19 protein-coding genes are annotated in these 25,878 nt (G+C 35.2%); 11 read left to right on the forward strand and 8 right to left on the reverse strand.

Annotation, left to right across the window (positions count from 1 at the left end):
- The first annotated feature begins 5 nt into the window (after positions 1-5).
- The 8 genes from AAC084_RS01620 (at position 6) to AAC084_RS01655 (ending at position 9,258) form a co-directional block, all read left to right on the forward strand.
- Positions 6-1,262: a cytosine permease gene (locus tag AAC084_RS01620; protein ID WP_339836005.1), complete on the forward strand. Its 1,257-nt coding sequence runs from the start codon at positions 6-8 to the stop codon at positions 1,260-1,262.
- A 345-nt stretch (positions 1,263-1,607) separates the two neighbouring features.
- Positions 1,608-2,813, forward strand: a complete 1,206-nt coding sequence (locus AAC084_RS01625; RefSeq protein WP_339836007.1) for a serine hydrolase domain-containing protein — start codon at positions 1,608-1,610, stop codon at positions 2,811-2,813.
- Between the two features lie 14 nt (positions 2,814-2,827).
- The gene (locus AAC084_RS01630; RefSeq protein ID WP_339836010.1) at positions 2,828-3,364 is read left to right on the forward strand and encodes a sigma-70 family RNA polymerase sigma factor; all 537 of its coding nucleotides are present in this window, start codon (positions 2,828-2,830) and stop codon (positions 3,362-3,364) included.
- Positions 3,365-3,419: 55 nt separating this feature from the next.
- On the forward strand, positions 3,420-4,301 hold the full coding sequence (locus AAC084_RS01635) for a PhzF family phenazine biosynthesis isomerase (protein ID WP_339836012.1): 882 nt from the start codon (positions 3,420-3,422) through the stop codon (positions 4,299-4,301).
- A gap of 105 nt (positions 4,302-4,406) precedes the next feature.
- Entirely contained in the window at positions 4,407-6,563 is a 2,157-nt protein-coding gene (locus AAC084_RS01640; RefSeq protein ID WP_339836015.1) for a PQQ-binding-like beta-propeller repeat protein, read from the forward strand.
- 93 nt (positions 6,564-6,656) lie between these two features.
- Complete coding sequence (locus AAC084_RS01645; RefSeq protein ID WP_339836018.1) at positions 6,657-7,361, forward strand: DUF4386 domain-containing protein; 705 nt, start codon at positions 6,657-6,659, stop codon at positions 7,359-7,361.
- A 203-nt stretch (positions 7,362-7,564) separates the two neighbouring features.
- Entirely contained in the window at positions 7,565-8,602 is a 1,038-nt protein-coding gene (locus AAC084_RS01650; RefSeq protein ID WP_339836021.1) for an AAA family ATPase, read from the forward strand.
- Positions 8,603-8,637: 35 nt separating this feature from the next.
- Positions 8,638-9,258 carry an AAA family ATPase gene (locus tag AAC084_RS01655; protein ID WP_339836024.1) on the forward strand — a complete coding sequence of 207 codons (621 nt, stop codon included), beginning with the start codon at positions 8,638-8,640 and terminating at the stop codon, positions 9,256-9,258.
- On the opposite strand, the gene AAC084_RS01660 is transcribed toward AAC084_RS01655, so the two are convergent.
- Positions 9,230-10,087, reverse strand: coding sequence for an IS3 family transposase (locus AAC084_RS01660; protein WP_339836026.1), 858 nt, complete (start codon positions 10,085-10,087; stop codon positions 9,230-9,232). The two genes, AAC084_RS01655 and AAC084_RS01660, sit on opposite strands and share 29 nt — an antisense overlap.
- A complete protein-coding gene (locus AAC084_RS01665; RefSeq protein WP_029446265.1) occupies positions 10,087-10,458 on the reverse strand; it encodes a transposase in 372 nt (123 codons plus the stop codon). Before AAC084_RS01665 ends, AAC084_RS01660 begins: the two co-directional genes overlap by 1 nt.
- Positions 10,459-10,467: 9 nt before the next feature.
- On the opposite strand from AAC084_RS01665, the gene AAC084_RS01670 reads away from it, so the two are divergent.
- Entirely contained in the window at positions 10,468-11,088 is a 621-nt protein-coding gene (locus AAC084_RS01670) for an AAA family ATPase (RefSeq protein ID WP_339836034.1), read from the forward strand.
- A 542-nt stretch (positions 11,089-11,630) separates the two neighbouring features.
- Here AAC084_RS01670 and AAC084_RS01675 read toward each other — a convergent pair.
- Positions 11,631-12,971 (reverse strand): sugar porter family MFS transporter, encoded by a 1,341-nt coding sequence (locus tag AAC084_RS01675; RefSeq protein WP_291789893.1) that lies wholly within the window; start codon positions 12,969-12,971, stop codon positions 11,631-11,633.
- 116 nt (positions 12,972-13,087) lie between these two features.
- Here AAC084_RS01675 and AAC084_RS01680 point away from each other — a divergent pair, with 116 nt between their 5' ends.
- Complete coding sequence (locus AAC084_RS01680; RefSeq protein ID WP_339836039.1) at positions 13,088-13,798, forward strand: SDR family oxidoreductase; 711 nt, start codon at positions 13,088-13,090, stop codon at positions 13,796-13,798.
- Between the two features lie 3 nt (positions 13,799-13,801).
- On the opposite strand, the gene AAC084_RS01685 is transcribed toward AAC084_RS01680, so the two are convergent.
- The 4 genes from AAC084_RS01685 to AAC084_RS01700 form a co-directional block, all read right to left on the reverse strand.
- On the reverse strand, positions 13,802-16,543 hold the full coding sequence (locus AAC084_RS01685; protein ID WP_339836041.1) for a PD-(D/E)XK nuclease family protein: 2,742 nt from the start codon (positions 16,541-16,543) through the stop codon (positions 13,802-13,804).
- Between the two features lie 70 nt (positions 16,544-16,613).
- A complete protein-coding gene (locus tag AAC084_RS01690; RefSeq protein WP_339836044.1) occupies positions 16,614-17,957 on the reverse strand; it encodes an OmpA family protein in 1,344 nt (447 codons plus the stop codon).
- Between the two features lie 114 nt (positions 17,958-18,071).
- On the reverse strand, positions 18,072-19,265 hold the full coding sequence (gene kbl, locus AAC084_RS01695) for a glycine C-acetyltransferase (RefSeq protein WP_339836047.1): 1,194 nt from the start codon (positions 19,263-19,265) through the stop codon (positions 18,072-18,074).
- Positions 19,266-19,270: 5 nt separating this feature from the next.
- On the reverse strand, positions 19,271-22,366 hold the full coding sequence (locus AAC084_RS01700) for a UvrD-helicase domain-containing protein (protein WP_339836050.1): 3,096 nt from the start codon (positions 22,364-22,366) through the stop codon (positions 19,271-19,273).
- 119 nt (positions 22,367-22,485) lie between these two features.
- Here AAC084_RS01700 and AAC084_RS01705 point away from each other — a divergent pair, with 119 nt between their 5' ends.
- On the forward strand, positions 22,486-23,094 hold the full coding sequence (locus tag AAC084_RS01705) for a superoxide dismutase (RefSeq protein WP_339836053.1): 609 nt from the start codon (positions 22,486-22,488) through the stop codon (positions 23,092-23,094).
- An 867-nt stretch (positions 23,095-23,961) separates the two neighbouring features.
- Here the strand turns inward: AAC084_RS01705 and AAC084_RS01710 are convergent.
- Entirely contained in the window at positions 23,962-25,860 is a 1,899-nt protein-coding gene (locus tag AAC084_RS01710; protein ID WP_339836055.1) for an amidophosphoribosyltransferase, read from the reverse strand.
- Positions 25,861-25,878: the final 18 nt, after the last annotated feature.

Consider the following 25,878-nt stretch of genomic DNA (forward strand, 5'->3'; position numbering starts at 1 on the left):
ATACAATGGCAGATAACCAATATACCAACACAAAAGTACAGTCGAAAGACTTTACATCTGGGTGGTTAATTGCTGTTATTATTGCAGGTACAGGGCTAACATTACCTATTTTATATTTAGGTTCTGAGGTAGCTTTGAGTGTGGGGTTTAAGAATGCTCTTTGGGCATTCGGACTTTCAACTTTGGTGTTGACCATTATGTGTTTAATTACCACCAAAATTGGTAATCGTTCGCGACTGTCTACATACATGATTCTCCATTTTAGTTTTGGAAAACAAGGTGCAAAAATCATAAATTTTATTTTCGGTATTACCCTTTTGGGTTGGTTTTCGGTAGCGCTAGAACTTTTATCTGTTGCCGTAGTAGATACTGCCCTCAATACCCTATCGCTACAATTACCAAAATGGCCGATTGTAATTGTTATGGGTGCCTTAATTACGGTGACCACTTTCTTTGGTATTAAAAGTCTAGAAAAACTAGCGAATATAGCCGTGCCATTTTTGACGCTTTTTTTATGCTACGTGATTTACGTCTCATTTGAAAACGGAATGTCTTTTCAAGAGCTGTTAGATTGGGTACCAGAAAATCCAAAGATGACGCTGTTCGAAGCTACTTCTATATTGTTAGGCTCTTCTATACTTTTTCCTGTAATGATGGCCGACTTTTCTAGATTTATCTATAATGACAAGCAAAGTATGATTGCTGTTTTAGGTATTACCATTGGGTTTCCGTTGGCTTTGATATTTAGTGCCATACCATCTATACAAACAGGTGAAGTTGATATTATTAAGGTGATGCAGCAATTCGGCTTAATTTTACCTGCATTCGCTCTTTTACTGGTATCTACTTGGGTCGGTAATGCTAGTAATCTGTACTCAACGGTATTGACATTTTCTACGATAAAGACAGAGTGGTCATTTAAAAAAATAGTAATTATTGCAAGTGTTTTGGGTATTGGCTTGGCATTGCTAGAATTCTCGCAATACCTTTTCGATTTTCTAAATTTGTTAGGTGTTCTCGCCCCATCGATTTCAGCAATTTATATCATCAATTTTTTCTGGGTAAAAAACCAACGGTATGAGCTGAACGAAATTACAGATTGGGAACCTGCAGCTCTAATTAGTTGGGTTGTAAGTTCTGGTATCACTTTTTTGACCTATTTAGAGGTCTTTCAATTGACCCACGCCTATTTTATAGATTCATTTTTGTTGGGAGGGTTAATTTATCTATCCTTAAAAAGGAAAGAGATTAAAAGACCATAACCACCTAGCTCCCTATCAAAGGCGAGCGAGTTGCTAACTTTTTGGAACTAAGAGAAAACTCCCAATGCCGCTTTTCAATAAAAAGGACATCCTTTTACTTAATACTTCATACTATTTCCCCCAAACTCCATAAGCTTATCGAATAACACACCGTACAATTTTCCCATAGCTATCTAGATTTTTGTTTACTTAATACTTTGTACTTACGACTTAATACTATTTTTCCCTAGCTCCTAGCTCCTAGCTCCTAGCTCCTAGCTCCTAGCTCCTAGCTCCTAACACCTTATTCATAAATCCCTAACTTGCAACTAATTCATCAATCAATCAATCAAAACGTTTACAATCATGATAGCACAAAAAATCAGTTCGCTTATCCTTTTCTCTATGTTTATAGGCAGCACCTATGCACAGACCAATGACCCCATTTTTAACAAACTCACCAACAAATTAGAACAAATAGCTGGCGACGGACCCATAGTTGGTTTCTCTGTAGCTATCGTTAATGAAGATGGAACGTTGTTTGAAAGCGGGTTTGGATTTGCAGATAAAAAAGCAAACATAAAATACACCGAAAATTCGCTTCAAAATATAGGGTCCATTTCTAAAACCTTTATTGGTATTGCATTGTTGAAAGCGCAAGAACTGGGCAAGCTAAATTTAAATGACGATATTAACGACTACCTGCCTTTTAAAGTGGTACACCCTAAATTTAAGAATACACCTATAACTATTCGGCAATTGGCAAGTCATACGTCAAGTATTAAAGACCCGGCAGAATATGAGGGTAAAGGTTATATTCTTAAAGAGGCGGAAAACGGAGATGCTAAAGTAAACGGTAATTTCCGCAGTCCAGATGAAATGATGTCTTTGGGCGACTATCTTGAAGCCATTTTAAGCGAAGATGGTAAGTGGTATAAAAAGAAAACATTTTCGAAGTATCCCCCAGGTGGCATGTTCAATTATTCCAATATTGGCGCAGGGTTGGCGGCGTATGTTTTAGAACAAGCAACGGGAGAATCCTTTCCAGCCTTTACCCAGAAGCATATTTTTGACCCTTTAGAAATGACAAGTTCAGGTTGGTCTTTTGATACCATAGATTTATCAATGCATTCAAAACTGTATGCGGATGCTGAGACTGAACTGGCATTTTATAAATTGGTGAATTACCCTGATGGCGGACTCATTTCCTCTTCTCACGATTTGGCAAAGTATCTATCTGAAATCATTTCAGGCTATGCAGGTAGTGGTACAATCTTATCGGAAGAAAGCTATGAGCTATTGTTTAAACCTCAGCTGACAGACGAGAATCATAAAGACCGAAGCGATAGGGAGTATAATGATGAATACAACATGGGTGTTTTTATGGGTATGTCTTCAAAAGGGCAAATAGGGCATACAGGCGGAGACCCAAGTGTAGTTACCCACATGTTTTTTAATGAAAAGACCAAAACGGGAAAGTTGCTATTGGTAAATACGGAACTGGATAAGAAAAGCGTGCAGGAATTCATTGCTATTTGGCGGGCTCTAATTGCTCATGAAAACGAGTTGTAATAATAAGAGGTATTATGAAAAATGAAATACATACCATTTGGCTAGACCTCAATGAAGAATTGTATCATTTTATTCTAGGGAAGATAAAAGACGAGCAGGAGGCAAAAGATATTCATCAAGAAGTATTCTTGAAAATACAGACCAAGATCCATCAGCTGCAACATACTTCTAAGTTGACCTCTTGGGTATACCAGATTACTAGAAATACTATAATTGACCATTTTCGTAAATCGCATTCAAAGACCGTTGCTATTACTGATTTTGATATGCCAGAAGAACAGTCGGGCGATTTTGACTATGCTAAACTGACCAATTGCATTAACCAGAAAATAGAACAGTTATCCGCTCAGCATAAAGAAGCAATTGTATTGACCACTTTTCAAGAGTACTCCCAAAAAGAGCTTTCCAAGCATTTGAATATTTCGTATTCAGGCACGAAATCTAGAGTTCAGAAAGCTAGGGATATATTAAAAATACAGTTGCTAAATTGTCCTAATGTGGCGTCTGACCAAACAGGAAAACTGCTCGATTTTGATACTAATGACTTATAGCTACGTCTTTTTCTAATCATTGCCGTCTATCTAGTATAAACCTTAAAAAGTAACGATGGACGAATTAAAAAAAGTAACCGTACAAATACTAAATGCCTTTACCGAGAATGATAAAGGCGGCAACCCTGCAGGTGTTGTATTGAATGCAGATGTATTATCCCATGAAAACAAATTGGAGATTGCCAAGAAAGTAGGGCTCTCTGAAACCGCATTCGTATCAGGTTCTAAAACCGCAGATTTCAAATTAGATTTCTATACACCTACAAAGCAAATAGCACATTGTGGGCATGCCACCATTGCCACTTTTTCATATTTGAAACAAAAGGGATTATTAAAAGGCAAAACATCTTCAAAAGAGACGATAGACGGAAATAGAAAAATAGAAATACAGGGAGAATTGGCATTTATGGAGCAATTAGTACCCAGTTATGTAGACCCGTCTGAAAAAGAAGAGGACATTCTAAAATCATTAGGGTTAGTTAAAACCGACTTGCTACCAAACGCTCCTTTAAAAGTGGTGAATACGGGAAATTCTTTCCTATTGATTGCCGTGAAAAATGCAGAAGTATTACAGCAAATAACTCCAGATTTTGATGCAATACAAAATATAAGCGATGAATTTGATTTAATAGGCTATTACGTGTTCACGACCGATAGCGAAACAGCATCTGATGTAACTACCAGAATGTTCGCACCGCGTTATGGTATATTAGAAGAAGCAGGTACAGGCATGGCTGCAGGTCCGCTAGCAAGTTATTTGTATGATGTTCTGCAGATAAAAAAGACGAGCTTTCAAATACAACAAGGCAAGTATATGTCACCATCATCCCCAAGTGCTATTACTGTGAAATTAGAACTGGAGAATGATAAAATTACCAGCCTAATGGCAGGCGGCAAAGGGGTTTTGGCAAGGCAAATGGTAATTGATGTTTTCTGATTTTAGTGTTTTTCTAATGAGATTAAAAAACAGCAAATAGTCTTGTATGATAGGCATTTTTGTAATTTAACATGGGAAAACCAAAACTCCCGATCCTTAAAACATATGAAGCAATGCAAAGGTTCCCCAAGTCTATTTTTTCTAATAGCGCTATTGGGTACGTTAGGTTGCACCAATTCTGGAGATAGATTAAATACTGCTAGAACATGGATGACTTATAAAGGCGATGCGGCAAGCTCCAGCTATTCTCCATTGGCAGAAATCAATATTTCTAATGTAAAGGAATTGCATAATGTGTGGACATTTCAAACAACAGATGTACCCGATGGGGCAGATCCCGTTACCAGTCAAAGCAACCCGATTATAGTTGATGGAATTATGTACGCCAATTCTGCAAAGCAAACGGTGTATGCCATTAATGCAAAAACAGGCGAGAAAATTTGGTCTTTCAATCCTTTAGAAAATGGTGATCCCAGTTCTACAAGTAGAGGTGTAACTTATTGGGAAGATGGAGATGATAAACGTATTCTATATTCGGCACGAAACTTTTTAATGGCGATTGACGCTACCACAGGTAAATTGATAACTACGTTCGGCGAAAATGGAAAAGTGAACCTTAATGTTGGTGTTCGTGATGATCCTAATAAAATATCGGTGTCTTTGACTACCCCAGGTAGTATTTATAAAGATTTGATTATTGTGGGATCAAGATTATCAGATTTTTATGGTTCACCACCTGGTTATATTCGTGCGTATAATGTAAAAACAGGAGCATTGGCATGGACCTTTCATACCATTCCACATCCAGGTGAACCGGGCTATGGAACCTGGCCGCCAGATGCCTATAAGTATGCCGGTGGTGCCAATTGCTGGGCAGGTATGAGTATAGACAATGAACGCGGAATGGTATTTTTGGCGCTAGGCTCGCCAACTTTTGATTATTATGGAGCCGATAGAGAAGGCGCCAATTTGTATGGCAATAGTGTATTAGCATTAGATGCCGCAACGGGTCATTACAAATGGCATTTTCAAACCGTGCATCATGATATTTGGGATTATGATCTGCCCTGTCCGCCAAATTTGGTGACGCTAGAGCAAGATGGAAAAGAAATAGAAGCTGTTGCTCAGGCCACCAAACACGGATTCATTTTTGTATTAAACCGTGATACTGGCGAACCTATTTTTCCTTTGGAGGAGCGTGAAGTACCAGCGTCTCACTTACCGGGAGAAATAGCCTATAAAACACAACCATTTCCCACAAAACCGAAGCCATTTGTAAAGCAGTCAATGACCGAGGAAGACCTGAATCATTTTACACAACAAGATTATGATTCTATTTTAAAAACCTTTACATCTGTTCGGTATGAAGGGTTGTTCACTCCGCCAGATTTAAAAGGAACCTTATCACTGCCCGGCACAAACGGAGGAGTAAATTGGGGCGGAGCCGCCTTTGATCCAACTTCATCGTATTTGTATATACGTGGCAACAACTTACCAGAAATACAGACCATAGTAGATGCCAATGCATTTTTTGCGGCAGATAATAGTACACGGTATGAATATGGCCGCTCTGCGTACATGAAATACTGCGCAACATGCCACGGAACAAACTTGGAAGGAGTGCCATCAGTTTTTCCCGCTTTGTCTGCCTTAAAAGAGAGAGTTGAAGAGCATGAAACACTATTGAAATTACGCCAAGGCGGCGGACAAATGCCCGCTTTTAAAGGAGTACTTACACCACGGGAAGAAAGAGGTATCATGGCTTTTTTATATGATAAAGAAGAACCCTTAATTGAAGTACCACAAGAAATAAATAGCGAAGAAGTTCCTGTACGATATATGAATAGCACAGCTTATAGAACTTGGAGCGACCCTAGTGGAAACCCTGCCCTAAATGCCCCATGGAACACCTTGAACGCACTTAACCTTTCTACGGGTGAGTATGAATGGCAAATACCTTTAGATGATGATGAAGAGCCAAAAGAAAAAGGGGTGCCTAAAAAAGGTTTGTCGGCAAGATCGGGTCCTATGGTAACTGCTGGCGGTTTGGTATTTATTAGTGGCGCAGCCGATAAAAAACTATGGGCCTTTGATAAGAAAACAGGTGAACTGGTTTGGGAAACAGAACTCCCTGCCGCAAATAATGCCAATGTATGTTCTTATGCGGTAGATGGCAAACAATACATTGCACTCTCTGTTGGTGGCACCAAGGAAAATCCTTCTGGTTCGGTAATGGCATTTGCCTTGCCAGAGATTAACTAAATTCTGGCAACTGATATGAATTAGAATTTTCTCCTTTCTGTAACATTTACAAAACGTAAACGTCTTATAGTCAATCAATCAAAAATAAAAATCATGAATTCGACTAACAATGTAGGTAGGGGAATAGGGCTTTTATTTCTGCTCATTTTTATAATGGGTATTCTGGTATATCAATTTTTACAAGGGCCTATTTTATTTTCAGAAGATTTTTTAACCACTGCTGCACCCAATACCAATAAATTGATTACCTCGGTTTTGTTAGGAGGTTTAAGTGGGCTATTCTCTATTACTATTTCAGCATTATTATTTCCTGTTTTTAAAAAATACAGTACCACCTTGGCTATTTTGTACCTGGCTTTTAGTATTCTAGATTTTGTTGCCATAAGTATAGATAATACCAGCGTTTTGGCTATGCTAGAACTTAGCAAAGAATATGTGACTAATGTTGAGGTGAATACTGGAATGCTAGAGGCTATGGCACCTATATATTCGCAAAAACATTGGTGGACACATTACCTAAGTTTATTGACTTCTTGCTTTTCTGTGTTTGTTCTATATTTCGCATTCTACAGAACAAAATTGATACCCAGAATATTTTCTGGCTTTGGTATGCTAGCCGTACTACTAATGTTTATTGAGATGTTAGCTTCAATTTTAGGCGAAGGCATTAGCATGAATATGTTGTTACCTATGGGTCTAATTCAATTGATTTTACCGCTGTGGTTATTGGTAAAAGGGTTGAATACAAAATGGCTAGAAACTAACTTTAGGGTAGCTGGTTTAAGTAATAAAATGTAATAGTTTTTGGTTCTTTTATGCTTTCCCGTAATTCTACATTGAAGAAAAATACTACCTTTCTAGTCGGTTCTAAAACATTACTTCCCCCTGCCGTTTTAGCGTGTTAGTAAACATTTTAATTTTTAGGTATAAAGCAACTTGTTGCTTTATACAATTGTTATGCCTCACCCAAAAAAATAAACAATCGAATTTGAATAGCTGAAATGATAGAAAATATTACCGTAAAAGACATTGCTACTTACGACAATAGCGGAATTCAAGTAAGTGACTTAAAAAAAGTGAATTTCATTTATGGTGCGAATGGTTGTGGCAAGACTACAATTTCAAATTTTCTTTTCAATAACTCTGACGAAAAGTTTTCTAATTGCTCATTATCTTGGCAAAGTGATATTCCATTAAACACCTTAGTTTATAACAAAGAATTTCGGGAAAGAAATTTTGGAAAAGGAAAATTGAGTGGTGTTTTTACGCTCGGAGAAGCAACAGCGGAACAAGTGAAAGCTATTACAGATAAAACTGAAGAACTAAAGGTTATAAAAGCAGATGGAATAAAAAAAAGAGAAACACAAACTTCTCAAATTCAAAAAAAGGAATCATTAGAAAATGACTTTAAAGAAAGAATCTGGACAACAGTTTACAAGAAATACGAACCAACTTTTAAAGAAGCATTTACTGGAACCTTACAAAAGGAAAGTTTTAAGAACAAACTTTTGCAAGAGTTTGGAGCAAATACATCAACGTTAGAAACTTTAGCAAATCTTAAAGAGAAAGCAAAAACAATTTTTGGGGAAGTTCCAGAAACTATAACACCGATAAATACGATTGATTTTGAACAGATTATTGAAATCGAAAACAATGAAATCTGGAAGAAAATCATTGTAGGTAAAGCTGATGTAGATATTGCTAAACTTATTCAGAAATTAAATACTAATGATTGGGTAAATCAAGGAAGAGATTATCTTCAAGAAGATGAAAGTTGTCCGTTTTGTCAAGAAAAAACAATAACTCTAGATTTTAAAAATCAATTAGAATTTTTTTTTGATGAAACTTATTTGAGTGATATTAAATCTATTAAAGAATTGAAACAAGAGTATAATTCTCTAACTCAGAATTTAATCAACGAACTAAATTCTTTAGAAATAAATCAAAAAGATTTTAAGAATTCAAAACTTAATAACGACAGGTATTCAGCATTCTTAAAAACCTTAATAAGTCAAAATACTACAAATACAGAGTTTTAAATAACAAAATAAAAGAACCAAGCAGAAGCATTGAATTGATTTCTTTAAAAGAACAATTGGACTTGATTTCAGGATTAATAATTAATGCAAATGCAGAAATAAAAGCTCATAATAATATAGTTGCAAACTTCAATACAGAAAAGAATAATTTAATTAAGGCAATTTGGAAGTTATTAATTGAAGAATACAAAACTGAAATAACGCAATTCAACACCAATAAAAATGGTTTAATAGCTGGAATTGCTGCATTAAAAACTCAAATAGACACAAAAGTAACAGATTTCAATTTATTAGATGGGGAAATCAAAAATTTGAGCAAGAACGTTACGAGTATTCAACCAACTGTAAATGAAATTAACAGACTTCTAAAATCCTACGGCTTTTTGAATTTTGAAATTGTACCTACAACAGAAGAAGGATTTTATCAAATTCAACGTGAAGACGGAACTATTGCTGAAACAACTTTAAGTGAAGGAGAAATAACATTTATTACTTTCCTTTATTATCTACAATTGGCAAAAGGGAGTGTTTCCGAAGAGTCGGTAAATGATGAAAGAATTTTAGTAATTGACGACCCTATTTCAAGCTTGTCACGTCCTAAAATACGGCTACAGATTAATATTAGTATTAAGCGGCATATTGATGCACGTAATTAGGTGTTTTGTAATCTAAAGATAAATGCAATCTTTTAGAGTTGTATAACTTGATTGCGTTTTTGGCTGCTTTTTTAGCATGGACAACGCTTGTAAAAGTTTGGTCAAGATAGAACTCATCTTTTAGAATACCGTTGACCCTTTCTGCGATGGCGTTTTCGTAGCAATGGTTTTCTTCTGTCATACTGATTTTAATTTTCTTTCTTTTCAATATTTGGGTATAGACATTACTGCAATATTGAATACCCCTGTCGGAGTGATGAATAAGCCGGTCAATGTTCTTGGCATTGTAAATAGCCTTGTTTAAAGCCCTGACACAGCCTTTCAGTTCCAAACTATCACTTAGGTCATACCCGACTATTTTACGTGAGTGCATGTCGGTAATCAAGGCTAGGTAACAGAATCCTTTAATAGTTCTGATATAGGTTATATCGGAGGCCCAAACTTGATTAGGTCTATTGATTTTTAGGTCTTTTATGATATTGTCATATTTATAAAATCGGTGATATGAATTGGTGGTTCTAGAAGAGTATTTTTTTCTTCTAATGAGTAACCTGTTCTCTCTTAAGATTCGGAATAGCTGGTCCCTGCCCACTTTGAGGTCGTACTTATGGAACTCATCTTTTAATGATCTCATGAGTTTTCTGGTACCTTCCCTAGGCAGTGTTCTTCTACTTTTTCGAACAAGCCCGATTACATCTTGTTCTATCTGTTTTTTGATTGCAAACCTTTTTTGGTATTTGTAATATGCATCTCTTTTCAGATCAAAAGCATTACAGATAGTACCAATGGAAAACAGTCTTTTATTACGGTTTATTGGTGCTACTTTCATTAGGGCTTTATGTTTAAGTTTTTTTTTAATTCTTCCACATCTCTATAGCCTAAGTTTTCAGCAGCGACCTCAAGATAACTATCGGTCACCAGTTTGTCCAAGTCCTTTTTGATAAGAAGGTCCTTAAGTTGTTTAAGCTCTTTTTGCAGGGCTTTGATACGGGAAAGTTCGTCGTCTGTTTGCACTGTTACACGGGTGTTCATTAAATCTTTACGATCATACTTTTTTATCCATACGTTTATAGTACTGGATTGTATCCCGTAAGTTAATGCAATTTGTCTTTTGGAATGGTTTCCTTTGGTAAGTTCCGCTAAGACTTTAAGTTTAAAGCTCTCGCTATAACGTCTTACATATCCATCATTTTTATACATATACTTGAAGTGTTTTGTATACATATTTCAGGACGGGTCAGCTTGGACAGCAATGTCCTGTTTATTGTTAGTACGTTAATAAAAGAGATTATAAAAGAAATAAAATCAGATACTGGGAATATCAAACAACTAATATTATTGACCCATAATGTTTACTTTCAAAAAGAAGTTTCATTCATAGACGGTAGAACAAATAAATGTAACAAAACAAACTTTTGGATTTTAAGAAAGATTGATAAAGTTACTACTCTACAAAGCTTTTTAATGGAGAACCCAATACAAAGTTCTTACGAACTTTTATGGCAAGAGCTAAAAAATGAAAGTCCGATTTCAAGCCTTACAATACAAAACATAATGCGTAGAATAATTGAAAACTATTTCAAACTTCTTGGAAAATACGGAGATGACCATTTAATTCAAAAGTTTGTAACCAAAGAAGAACAAGAAATTTGCAGGTCTTTAATAAGCTGGATTAATGATGGCTCGCACAGCATCAATGAAGATTTGTATATTGAATTACAAGACAGAACAATTGAAACTTATAAAAAAGTGTTTAAGGATATATTCCTTTTAACCAATCACGAAGGACACTACAATATGATGATGAATATTAACGAAGATGCCACATAGCAAATTGTCGAAGGCACAACAAATAACCAAGGCAAAAAACGAATAAATTCTTCTTCATTCTAAGACACTACTTTTCTAGGCCCATAGATTCTAAAAATCAGATTCTTTGAGCTTTTTTATTTGCTATATTTAGTGCTAGACCACACAACTGATTATATACAAAAACACTAAGCATATTAAATAACTAAATAATGGGAATTTTTGATTTGTTTAAAAAAAGAGGTGATAACTCCCTATGTCTTGAATACAGATAATGGTGTTTTAGGACCAACATTTCTTGAAGATTTTACCGAACATATTAAAAACTAATTTTTCATCCAATCCATTAAGCATCAACCACCAAACTTTTCCGGACAAAATTTCTCTAAAATCTTATCTATCCCTTTTAAATAGGCAGTTATTAATGGTTTTGCTACCTAGCAGGAAAAGTTGTACTATTTATCCTGTTTTTAACTATTGAATTTCTATTGAGAAAGCAAGTTTTTAATTCTAATATTGAATCGTAATTACAATTTTATTCTACATAAATAAATAGTATAAAATTACTCCTTCACCAATTCCTTACTCAATTCTTCTAGTGATACTCCTTTAGTTTCCGGCATTTTGGTAATTGCCCAAATAAGCTGTAGCACCATCATAGCACAGAAGAAGTAGTAGATATACCAAACATGGTCTTTTAATACACCTTGGTTAGCATCTAAGAAAAACGGTGTAATCAAAGTTATGATCGCTGCAAATACCCAATGAACACTTACGCCCCAAGATTGCCCGTATGCACGAACACTATTTGGATATATTTCTGAGATAAATACCCAGATTACGGCTCCTTGACCAATGGCATGTGATGCAACAAAAGTACAGATAAAGATAATTGTCAACGTAGAACCTAGGTCCATTTGAAAACATAGCCCAACCATAATTAAACTGATAATATATCCTATAGATCCTACAATTATAAGCTGTCGTCTCCCCAGTTTATCTAATAATCGAATTCCTATAAACGTAAATACAAGGTTTACGATACCAATAGCAATAGAATTGAATAGCGATTCTTTACCTCCAAGACCTGCTTGTTCCAATATTTCTGGGGCATAGTACAGTACAAAGTTGATACCCGAAAGTTGATTGAAAAAGGCAATAAAAAAACCAAGCCAAAGAACTCTAGAATATTTCTTTTGAAAAAGGCTTTCACTTTTAGAAGTATGCTTTAGGTCTGTTTTAATCTCCTCTAGCTGTTTTGCGGCACCTTCTTTGGGATGTATGATCTCTAATATTTTTAATGCGGCAGCATCATCTTTTTTGTGTAGTGCCAACCATCTTGGGCTTTCTGGAACTGTAAATACCATTAGGGTGTAAATAAATGCAGGTATAGCTTCAACACCTAACATCCAACGCCAATCATTTGCGCCATCAAAACCTTTTAGCAGCCAGTTAGATACAAAGGCAAGTAAAATACCGAACACCAACCAGAATTGATACAATCCGCCTAATTTTCCACGATTCTCTTTTGATGTAATCTCAGAAATATAGATAGGGGCTGCAACAGAAGAAATACCTACACCAACGCCACCAATAAAACGAAATGCCGAGAAAGAGTAAGGGTCTTGAGCCAATGCAGAACCTAATGCAGAAACTAAAAATAAAATTCCTACCCATAGTAATGTTTTTTTACGCCCCCAATTATTGGTGGGTATACCGCCAAAAAGCGAGCCTACTACTGTACCCCAGAGTGCCATACTCATAATGAATGTTCCGTGAAATAACGGAGAAGTATCCCAAAGTTGTTTTATAGGTTCGTTTGCCCCGCTGATAACTACGGTGTCAAATCCGAATAAAAAACCTGCAAGCGCAACGGTTATAGACCAAATAATTATTCTATTCATGGTGGTTGATTAAGTATCTGTTAAATATAACTAATCGAAACCGTTAATTCTTAACGTATAAGAACAACATAAAAATCAAAGAATTGGTAACTTGTGATAATTTTAAAAATTGAACGATGAAAGATTTGAAAAATAAAGTAGCCTATATAACAGGTGGTACAAAGGGTATTGGTTTTGCAGTTGCTAAAGCTTTAGTTGATCAAGGTATGAGAGTTGCTATTAGCGGTAGGTCTCAGAAAAGTGTAGACGAGGCACTAAAAGATTTTAATAACGATGCTGTTTTAGGAATTGTTTCTGATGTGGCGAAAATGGCAGACGAGAAAAATGCTGTTTCTACTATTATGGAGAAATGGGGTCAGGTAGATGTTGTTTTGGCAAATGCTGGTGTGGGTAACTTTGCACCAATTGATGAGATGACAGAAGACGAATGGCATCAGATGATAGACACCAATTTAAACGGAGTTTTTCATTCTTTAAAAGCCTCGGTTGAAGCTTTGAAGAAGACACAAGGATATTACATAACATTGGCAAGTTTGGCAGGTACAAATTTCTTTGCAAAAGGAGCTGGATACAATGCTTCTAAATTTGGTGTTGTTGGCTTTACCCAAGCTGTAATGTTAGATTTAAGACAGTACGGTATTAAGGTATCTACAATTATGCCGGGTTCTGTAGCGACGCATTTTAATAATCATGAGCCAGATGAAACCGATGCATGGAAAATACAGCCAGAGGATATCGGACAATTAGTGGTAGACTTATTGAAAATGAACGAAAGAACTTTACCGAGTAAAATAGAGGTTAGACCTACTAGACCAGATAAAAAATAAGGCTTACACCTCTTTTTCTGTAAACGGAATCTCAGCATTACAGATTTCTGTAATCAGTTGTCCAAGAATCTGTTCGAAATCATGAATGACATTAGCATCTATAATGTGATTTTTGGCTCCTCGAGCAGATTCTTTTTGGGCAAAAAGTAACGTGCCTTCCGCGAAATTTTTCAAGGAGATGATTCCTGCTTGTATGACCATGTTTTCTTTAGGATAGGTTTTGAAAAACATCAATCCGTAACAAAGTAATTGAAAAGCTTTGCTGTATTGATATTCTTCAGATAGTATTTCCCAATCCATTATTTCGACATTCCTTCTTTCTACTTTTCCTGTCTTATAATCAATTATACGAGTAATGCCGTCAAACTCATCAACACGGTCTAATTTACCTTTTAGTTTAATTGGAAAATTAAGTCCTTCTACTTGAAGGGGAACTTCTAAAGATTGTTCTAAAGCAATAATTTTGACGCTATGTTCGGCTAAAGCTGTTATTTCTGCATCAATAAATGTCTGTATGTATTTAAGAATTACATAAAACGAAATGTAATTTTTACCAGAGCTAATATTACCTTCTTTGTAGGTCTTTTCAAAATTGCGTGATACAATTTGTTTAATATCTTTTTTTATGCTGTTTAAGAGCTCAACAGTAAGGTTTACGCCAACCAGAGGCGTATAAAGCTCTTCTAGGCTATCATGCACTATTGTGCCGAAGGTATTAGGCGCAAGCGTTTCTTCAACCTTTAATACGTCATTTATGTTTAGTAGGTTCTGTTTGTAGAAATCAATAGGATTTCTAATGTAATTGCTCAAAGAACTAGGAGAAAAACCTTTTTTGGCTTTTTCTTGAATTAGGGCAACTAAACTTTTGGTTTTATTAATTACCTCATTTTCGCGAGTAACTGTTTGAATTTGGGGTGTGGCAATGTATTCTGTAATATCAGTTCTATTTTCATCGGTAAGTAGTTGTGTAATTAGCCTACTTTTTTCACCACCCTCTAGAGCGTCTGGTTCTGTGTTATATAGAATATATACATTCTTTGCTCTTTGTAACAATCTGTAGAAGTGGTAGGTATAAACAGCATCTTTTTCTTTATACGTTGGTAATCCATTTTTGATTTTAAGGTCAAAGGGTATAAATGAATTATTAGATTTACCTGATGGCAAAACACCTTCATTGACAGAAGTAATAATAATGGTTTCAAAATCTAGTAGTCTACTTTCAAGCATACCCATTATTTGAATACCTTCTATAGGGTTACCTTGAAAATCTAAAGTTTCGGTACTCAATAATTGCTTAAAAAGATGTTTAAAGCTTTTAAGATTATTGATATAAGAAAAGTTGGAACATAAATCTTTAAGCTGATTGAACAGAGTAAAAAATTTATAAAGTTGTTCTAGTAATAGGTGGTTTTCTTTAACTATCTCTATAGTTCTAATAGCTTGTATGAGCTTCAGAAAATTTTCAATTAGATTATTTGGGTTGTTGTTTGTGTCCTTGAATAATAATGATACTATAGCATTTTTGGGTATTAATTTTTCAATTTGGGTACTTGTAATGTAAGACCAGTTATTTGTTTTTATTTTGGATATTAAATCATCGGCAGAAACCTCATTAGCATTAAAGAGCAATACGGCATAAGAGTGTGTTAGTAAGTTTAAGAGGTGTTTATAAAACCATCCTTTTTCAGTCTTTTGCTCGTGAAACTCTATGAGATTGGTGAAAAAGCTAGCTAAGGGAGTTGATTCCAATTTTTGCCCCATAGTAATATTGGTGGCTGAAATATTATCAGGTATGGAATTTAATAGTGGATTTAATAATTCTTCGTTACCCAATACTATGGCTGCATTACTAAGCGAATTTGGAGATTCATTTTGAATTTTGTAAAGTAGATCACCTACATAGTTAACCTGTGATATGTTCTTTGGTACACCAATAATTTCAATATGCTTCTCAGTATTATAGTGATTGGTTAGTCCGTTGAGGGTTTTTCCTTTTAAAACATTCCAGGTATTTTGATAGTTGCGTATAAAATAACCCGCATCGTGAATAGTATCTTTTAGGAAGTAAGGGTCAATATCCCAATAGATAGTAGAATCGTTTTTCTCAAGAATTGTTTGCAAAAGAACACTTTCAGCACTATTTAAGGCATTGAATCCAAGGAACACATGTTTCTTGTTAATTGCTTCAAGATAGCGTGGTAATTGTTCTACGGATGTTCTGTAAATAAGCCCTTGGTGGCCAAGCCCTTGATTTATTAGATTAGAATTGAATTTATTATATATCTCTTCTAGATATCTCCAAAAGTGCAAGTAGTTTTCAATCATCTCTGATTTTTCAAGATTCAAAGACCAGTGATTGACTTCTTGTATTGCTGCTACATTTTTATATAAGATAGAGGCATCGACTAAATACCTATCTACTTCATTAAAATCTTGTAATAGTATTTGTCCCCATTTCAGAAATGAATCGAAAGATTCCTTATCGTAATCACCAACGCTTAAATAAGCATTATAAAGTTCAAAGAGTTGAGTCGTAGTATTTGCGGTTACTAGGTTCGAAACCTTTTCTATAAAGTCTTCAATACTGTAGATTTCTGGCGCTAGTACGGTTTTAGATATAGATTTGGATAGTATTTTTTTTAGAAATACACCAGCACGTTTACTGGGTAGAATAAATATTATTTTACCAGTATCTGGGTTTTTACTAATTACATCCTGGATTACGTCTTCTATAAAACTCTGCATATGGTAAAAATAAAAAAGCTCCGCATATAGCGGAGCTTTTATTCATTAATAACACTTAGGTTAGTCTAACTTATTTTACTAAGTTGATTTCTACCCTTCTGTTTTGAGTTCTACCTGCTCTTGTGTTATTGGTAGCCATTGGCTTAGATTCGCCATAACCAACTGCAGATAATCTGAATTCTTCTATTCCTTTGTCAACTAAGAATTCTTTTACAGAAAGAGCTCTTGACTCAGAAAGACTTTGATTTAATTTTTCGCTACCTACACTGTCAGTATGACCTTCAACTGTAAATTTAGCTGTAGGATATTCTTTAAGAATAGTGATAATATCAACCATTACAGATGTAGACTCAGCTTTGATTGAAGATTTACCAGTATCAAATAAGATAGTTCTAGCGTAATCGTTCAATTGCTTCTGAACTTCTTCAGTTACTTCAGGACAACCAGCGTTAGCTACTGTACCAGCAACATCAGGACATTGATCATCTTTATCAAGTACACCATCTCCGTCTTTATCAGCCCAAGGACAACCTTTGTTTTCAGCAGGACCAGCTTCAGAAGGACAAGCGTCATCTTTATCAGCTACACCATCGCCATCAGCATCAGGACAACCAGCTAAAGCAGGAACACCAGCTTCGTTAGGACAAGCATCATCTTTATCAGCAACACCATCACCATCAGCATCAGGACAACCGTTCATTTCTTTAGAACCAGCTTCGTTAGGACAAGCATCTTTGCTGTCTTCGATTCCATCACCGTCAGCATCAGGACAACCGTTGAAAGCTTCAAGACCAGCAACTTCTGGACAAGCATCATCTTTGTCATAAATACCATCACCGTCAGTGTCAGTACCACCAAATTTAACTGAGATACCAGCTAAGTGTTGGAAATGTTTTACACCGTAATCTTCGAAAGCATGCTTATAAGAAGATTGTAATGTAAGACCTATGTTTTCTGAGAACCAAATGTTAAGTCCAAGACCACCATTTACAGTTCCAGCTCCGATTTCGTCAACCCAAGTATAACCACCACCTATTTCAACGAATGGGTCAAGTACAGTTGTTCTTTTGATGAAATCATATTTTATTGTACCATCTATTGCATAATGAGATAAATCATCAACGCTAACGTCACCTAATTTACTGATTTTGTTAAGAGAACCTCTAGCTCCAACAGAGAAACCGTCTCCTACGTACTTCGATACTCCTACATAAGAAATAGAAGGTAAAATGTTCCAGTGATCGTTCACATTGAAGAATTCATTGCCAAAAGAACTTACATCCCCAGTAGGATATACGTCAATAGCATTAACCCCGAATTGCACTTGCCAAGGGTTATTCTCGTCTTGCGCTTGTATGCTGTTGATACCTACTACAAGTAGGGCAGCAACCAATAATTTGCTAAGATGTTTCATGTATTAAAATTTTAAGTTTAAGTGTTTATTAGCTGCAAATGTAACTTGTTAAATATTATTAACAAAATCAATTTCCTATTTTTTTTAACGCATTTAATAGATTAAAAAGTGCATTTAAACGATTTTTAGCTCTTTTCCTACTTCGGTGAATGCTTTAATGGCCGCATCTAGATGTGCGATAGAATGGGCTGCTGATAGTTGAACCCTAATACGAGCTTTGCCTTTGGGTACTACTGGGTAGAAAAAACCGATAACATAAATACCTTTTTCAAGTAACTTATTTGCCATCTCTTGTGATAATTTTGCATCATATAGCATTACTGGAACTATAGCAGAATCACCATCGACTATATCAAAGCCCGCTTCTTTAATGCCTTTCTTAAAATATTCTGTGTTTGCCTGTAGTTTATCGCGAAGTGATGTGTCATTTTCTAACATATCAAACACCTTTATTGATGCGCCTACAATGGCGGGCGCTAATGAGTTAGAAAATAAATAGGGTCTAGAGCGTTGTCTTAGTAAAGTGATAATTTCTTTTTTACCGGTAGTATAACCTCCCATTGCTCCACCTAAGGCTTTGCCTAGTGTGCCCGTTATAATATCTATTCTACCCATTACCCCTTTCTCTTCTAGGGTACCTTTGCCTTTTTCTCCTATAAAGCCTGCTGCATGACATTCATCTATCATTACCAAAGCATCATACTTATCGGCCAAATCACAGATTTTATCTAATGGCGCAACAATACCATCCATTGAGAAAACACCATCAGTAACAATGATTTTAAATCTGGCTCCGTCTTCATTAGCCTTTTTTAGTTGCTCTTCAAGGTCTTGCATATCGCTATTTGCATATCGATACCTTTTAGCCTTACATAGGCGAACACCATCTATAATAGAAGCATGATTTAAAGAGTCTGAAATTATTGCGTCCTCAGCAGATAGTAAGGGTTCAAAAACACCACCATTGGCATCAAACGCCGCGGCATATAGAATGGTATCTTCTGTTTGGTAGAAATGTGCTATTTTTTCTTCAAGCTCTTTGTGTATATCCTGTGTGCCACATATAAACCTAACCGACGACATACCAAAACCATGGGTGTCCATCGCATCTTTAGCAGCCTGTATAACATCTGGGTGAGATGAAAGCCCTAAGTAGTTATTTGCACAAAAGTTAATAACCTCTTGGCCAGTGTTAATTTTAATAACAGCATCTTGTGGCGAAACGATTATTCTTTCTTCCTTAAAAAGGCCATCATTTTTAATCGATTCAATTTCTTGTTGTAAGTGTTCTTTTATTTTTCCGTACATACTACTTATATATATTCTAGTTGAATTTCTGTATTAATATAAACAATGATTTTCTGATCAATTATATACCCCATATTTAAAAAACTCTCTGCATAGGTATTCAGTTGATTATGATATTTGGCATTACGTTCACCTGTCTTATAATCGATAATAGTAGCATGGTTGTTTTTTATAACAACTCTGTCTGGTCGTTGAGTTGTACCATTGGCCATTAATAAATCTCTTTCATTCAATACCTCAAAACCAAACTCATAAAAATGATTTAAATCTGAATGATAAATGACTTTCTTAATTATTGCTTTTACTTCTTCTTTTTCCTGTTCTTTTATATACCCTTTTTGTATAGCCATTTGAAGAGCTCTTTTCAAATCGGCTGTTGTGTAAATGGCCCCCAAAATAGTATGAATAACATTTCCTTGATTAATGGCAACATCTAGACCTTCATCCCATAGAACTCCGGCCAAAGCAAGAATTTTAAAATCGGGTCTATCTTTATTGGTATAAATATAAGGTATATCTCTTTGTTTTGCGGTTTTGGAAGTTTTTGATTCAAGACTTCTCAATTCGCCAAAATCATATTGAAACGTATCCTGTTCGTATATTCCTTGGCTTTTTAAATAATGTATAAACAGACCCGAATAATAGTTGGTGTTGTGGTCACCTTTCCTGTCAAGATTATTTGAACTGATAATGAATAGAGCATTAACCGCTCTTGTTAATACTACGTATAAAAGATTGAAGGCATCTAATTGAAGCTTTTGGTGATCAAGAGTGTATAATAATGATTCGACTTCGCCATACTCTTGCACTTCTTGCTTTTTATTAATGAGTACTTCAGAAAACCCAAGAAATTCATCTTTGTCTACCGGAAGCCATAGTTTAGGGTCAATTTCTTCAAACACATTAGAATTGGCATATGGGAATATTACCACAGGAAATTCTAATCCTTTAGATTTATGAATTGTCATAATCTGTACAGAATCTAAATTCTCAGGAGTACTAATACTTGTTGCGTTTCCTTTTTTATCCCAATAATCGAGAAACGATTGCATGTCTGAACCATATTTCTGCTCTACATCGAAAACCAAATCCATAAAAGCTGAAAGATGCGCATCTGAACTCGGTATAAGATTAAATGTTTTAATGGCATAAGCAAGACCGTCAAAAACAGAGGCCTGTCTTAATTTTGTAGCGTCAAAATGATATTGTTCTAATAAATGGGTGTCAAGGTGATTTAAGTTTTCATAGATATATGCATGCTTATCAATTTTATCGGCTGATAGAAAGTTAAGAATCTCATATTGTATTTCTTGTTCAGTTGGTTGAACCATGTATCGAATAAGCTGAACGAGAAAGTTAGCTTTAAGACTCCCGTTTAATAATAAAGAGTCTGAAGAGACAACGGGTATTTCGTTTTGCATCAGAAAATCTGCTAACAATAACCCATGTTTCTTTTTTCTGATAATTATACAAATATCACTGTAGCTGTATCCTTGAGCCAAACATTTGTTTATAGCAGCCAAGGTTTCTAGAGCATATTGCTCATCACTATCTTCCTGTAATAAAGAGAGGTTCACATACCCACCTTCTTTTTGGTTTACTTCTTGCTGATTACCAATTTTAAAAAACTCTTGATACATTGTGTTTTCTAAAAACGGACTAATACTTTGAAAAAAGCTGTTATTAAAATTTATGATTTCAGCGTAGCTTCTGTAGTTTTTGGGCAGTGTAACTAGCTCAGATTCTATAGTGAACGGGTGCTTTTGTTGTGTTGCCAATTCAAGAAATTGTTCAGCCTTACCGCCACGCCATCTATATATAGCTTGTTTAGGGTCGCCAACCAAAAATAGAGACCCTGTGTTACCCAATTCATCCTCACCTTCCATGGCATTACCGATTAATGGAATAAGGTTTTCCCATTGCATCTGCGAAGTATCTTGAAACTCATCTATAAAATAGTGTCTGTACTTCTCACCTAGTCTTTCATAAATGAATGGTGCGGGTTGGTCTTTAATCTCCTTAGCGATTAAGGTGTTAAATTCGGATATTGATAACTGGTCTTTTTCTTCTTGAATTATTTTTAATTCTTTTTGAATGGCGTTCAATAAGGCAAAAGGCACAATATTTCTATTAATATTGGAAAAGAGACCTCTTTTATAAACCAGCTGCTTTATATTTTGATAATAATTAAGCAATTGGGGCGAAAGTTCTGCAGGAGGGTTTTTGATGGTAGCCTTTAATATTTTACCCTCGATGAGATTTTCTTCTAATTTGTTATTATAAAGGGATGTAGGATTGAAATTACCATCCTTTATTTTTTTAAAATGATTAGGTAAGGTTTCTCTGGGGAAGTCTTTAAATTCAACTCCGTTGCTAATAATATAATCAAGTGAGGCATTAGCGAGTTCAACTACTTTTTTCTCTAAGGATTTTATCTGTGTCTTTAGATGACTTTGTAATTTTAGAAAATCACCAAGTTCTATGTTCTTAAGATGTTTAAGGTGCTCGGCGTTATTTTCATCGAAAATAAGTTTTCCAATCTTTAATAGGTCGAATCCTATATCCCAACTTCTATCATCCTCAATTTTTTCTAGGGCAAAGTCTAATAATACTTTGGTGAATTCAACATCTTCACCTGCCTTACCTATTACTCTTTCAACAGCTTCTTGCAATAGTAGATCAACATCAAGAACAACTTCAAAATTTTGTGGAATCTTCAAGTCTTTGGCAAAAGTTCGAATGAGTCTGTGGGTAAACTTATCAATGGTAGAAATGTCAAAAAATGCGTAATTGTGAAGTATTTGTTTTAATCTAAGTTTACTTAATGAAGGTAGTTCTTCAAAGGTAAAATGAGTCTCATTTATAATGTCATTAAATAAAGGTGATGCTTTTTCATTAGAAGTGGTTTTAGAAAACTCGAAGAGGCTATTTAAAATTCGATGCTTCATCTCATTTACCGCTTTATTGGTAAAAGTTATGGCCAATATTTTTCTAAAATTTTGCGGAGAAGCCAGTATAATTTTCAAGTATACCTTGGCAAGGGCATAGGTCTTGCCGGATCCTGCAGAAGCATTATAAATGGTAAATGAATTACTAGACACTGATTTTTACTGCAAATTAAGGATTCCTGTACAGTTCTTAACAAATTATTAGATGAATATAAATGTTAAAATTCGTAACTTTGAAAGACAATTAATATTAATCTAAAAACACATAAATTATGGCTTTTCAACTACCGAAATTGCCTTACGCATATGATGCTCTTGAGCCACATATAGATGCGAGGACAATGGAAATACATTATACAAAACATCATAACGGTTATACTACGAAGTTAAATGCCGCTATTGAAGGAACAGATCTTGAAGGTAAATCAATTGAGGATATCTTAACTGGTTTAGATATGAATAATGGAGCTGTTAGAAATAACGGTGGTGGTTTTTATAATCACTCTTTATTCTGGACTATTTTATCTCCGAATGGAGGGGGTAAACCAACTGGCGAATTAGCAGAGGCTATTGATAGCGCATTTGGTTCTTTTGACGCATTTAAAGATAAGTTTACCACAGCAGCAGGAACTAGATTTGGTTCTGGTTGGGCATGGTTATGCGTTCATAAAGGTGGTAAAGTAGAAGTATGTTCTACTCCTAATCAAGATAATTCACTTATGCCTGGTGTAGGTTGTGGTGGTCATCCAATTTTAGGATTAGATGTATGGGAACATGCTTATTATCTTCATTATCAAAATAAAAGACCAGATTATATAGAGGCTTTTTTCAATATTATCAATTGGGATGAAGTGTCAAAGCTTTATGCGAGTAACAAATAGTATTTAGGATTCTAAATACTCTAAAGTATTTGTAGGAAACCACTTAAGAAATATTCTTAGGTGGTTTTTTTGATTTTAAAATAGAAAAGGGCGGAGAAATCTCCACCCTTTTCGTCCCAAATCTTACCATAAACTTAACCTACTTATGCTATGGCAGGACTAAATTACTGGTATTGAGCAAATAAAAAAAGTAATTTTAAGAAAAAAAATATCTTTTATTTAATGAAAGTTGAATTTCAGGTAGTTATTGAGAAAGCTTATCTAGTAGGTACATAACCCGATTGGAATAAAATAAAAAGACGGAGCATAGCTCCGTCTTTTCCCCAAATCTTACCATGAACTTAACCTACTTATGCTATGGTCCTCCAAATATATAATTAGTAGAGGTATTGATGAAAGCTTTCCGTTGAACACCCCGAACATTGGCTGTAATGCTAAAAAGGTTATTTGTGAAGGTGGTTTTATATAATAAAGGATGTTGGAATGGGGTTTAAAATAAAAAGACGGAGCATAGCTCCGTCTTTTTCCCCAAATCTTACCATGAACTTAACCTACTTATGCTATGGTTCTTCAAATGTAATGCTGTGTATGAAAAACTGAAAAGGTATTGGTTGAACTCCCAGTAATAACGTTAAAGAGAGCTAAGGTGTAATTATATACTGAAGTGTTGGTTGAGAAAAATTATTAAATAAAAAAGGTGGAGAAGTCTCCACCTTTTTTGCCCCAAATCTTACCATGAACTTAACCTACTTATGCTATGGTAAATCTAAAAGTAAAGCTGGTTAGTTCATTTCGACTATTCTATCGACGAAATACATTTTTTGACGTTGAAATACGTAAATTGTGTGCATTTCATCGAAGATTTACCTAATAAGCTCGTTCGTTATTTCCTTCATAAAAATTAATAAAAGCTCGGTTAACAACTCTATTTCCGCCTGGCGTTGGATAATTTCCTGTAAAGTACCAATCTCCTAAATTCTTAGGGCAAGCTTCATGTAAGCTTTCTATTGTTTGATATATGATAGATACTTCTGCATTAATGCCTTCCGGACTTAATAGTTCTCCGGTTTTTTTAGAAATCTGTTTAGCAGTGAACGGTGCATAGAAATCTTTAACGTAATTAATAACATCTTTGTCCTTGGTATTAACCTGTGTCAAGCACTTTTTATAGATCTCTTCTACAATATGCATAGAATTGTTGTCTTCATGTAAAGCTAAAGCGGCTTTAAAGGCAATAAAATCTTCTAATTTAGCCATGTCTATACCATAACAATCAGGATACCTTATTTGTGGTGCAGATGAAACAACTACTATTTTCTTTGGTGACAGTCGGTCCAATATTCTTAAAATACTCTTATTAAGAGTGGTGCCTCTTACAATACTATCATCTATGATAACAAGGTTATCGCCTTTGTTTACAGAACCGTAGGAGATATCATATACGTGGGCAACTAAATCGTCTCTACTGCTGTCTTGTGTTATGAACGTTCGTAGTTTGGCATCTTTAATGGCTACTTTTTCAATACGAGGTCGTACTTCTAAAATCGCATGTAATTGTTCACCGGTAATTTTTGGACCCAATTCCAGTATTTGTTCTTCTTTTTTCTTGTTCAAATAGTTTTGCGCCTCTTTAACCATTCCGTAAAAAGAAGTTTCAGCGGTATTAGGAATATACGAGAATACTGTATTCTTGATATCTTCATCAATAGCTTCTAAAATTTGAGGGAAAACCAACTTTCCTAAAGCTTTACGCTCCTGATAAATTTCCTTATCACTACCTCTAGAGAAATAAATGCGTTCAAAAGAACATGCTTTTCGTTCTTTTGGCTCTTGTATTTGTTTAATTGAACTGGTGCCATTCTTTTTTATTATGATAGCAGCACCTGGGTCAAGTTCTTTTACCTCTTCATAAGGTACATTGAAAACAGTCTGTATCGCAGGTCTTTCAGAAGCAACCACTACCACTTCATCATCCCTATAATAATATGCAGGTCTAATTCCGCTCGGATCACGTAATACGAAGGCATCACCATGACCTAGTAAGCCAGCCATAGCATAACCGCCATCAAAGTTCTTTGCGGCTCTTCTTAATATCTTATATACTTTTAAACGTTCGGCAATGATAGGAGACGCCTGTTGTTTTGTATAACCTTCTTTTTTTATTTGCTTGTATAATTTGGCAACTGCATCATCTAAAAAATGTCCAATTTTTTCCATGACCGTAACGGTATCGGCCATTTCTTTAGGGTGTTGCCCCAACTGAATTAGATTGTCGAACAGTTCATGTACGTTGGTCATATTGAAATTACCTGCAACGATAAGGTTACGGTGCATCCAGTTATTTTGTCTTATAAAGGGGTGAACGCTTTCTATGCTGTTCTTGCCAAAAGTACCATACCGTACATGTCCTAAAAGTAATTCACCTATATAAGGTATATGCTTTTTTTGCAATGCAACATCATCTTCGTATTCAGGATGTTCTTTGAGCTCATTATTAATACGGTCATTTATTTGGGCAAAAATATCCTGTATCGGTTGCTGCTGGCAAGAACGAACACGACTCATATATCGTTCGCCTGCTTTGACATCTAGTTTAATGCTTGCAAAACCTGCACCATCTTGACCTCGATTGTGCTGTTTTTCCATCATTAAATACATTTTATTTACACCATAAAATGCTGTTCCATACTTTTCCTTGTAATACTCTAATGGCTTTAGAAGCCGTATTACAGAAATACCACATTCATGCTTAATAGCGTCACTCATTACTTATTGGTATTAAAA

Origin of the sequence: uncultured Maribacter sp. (assembly GCF_963977385.1) — a bacterium.
Classification (GTDB): Bacteria; Bacteroidota; Bacteroidia; order Flavobacteriales; family Flavobacteriaceae; genus Maribacter.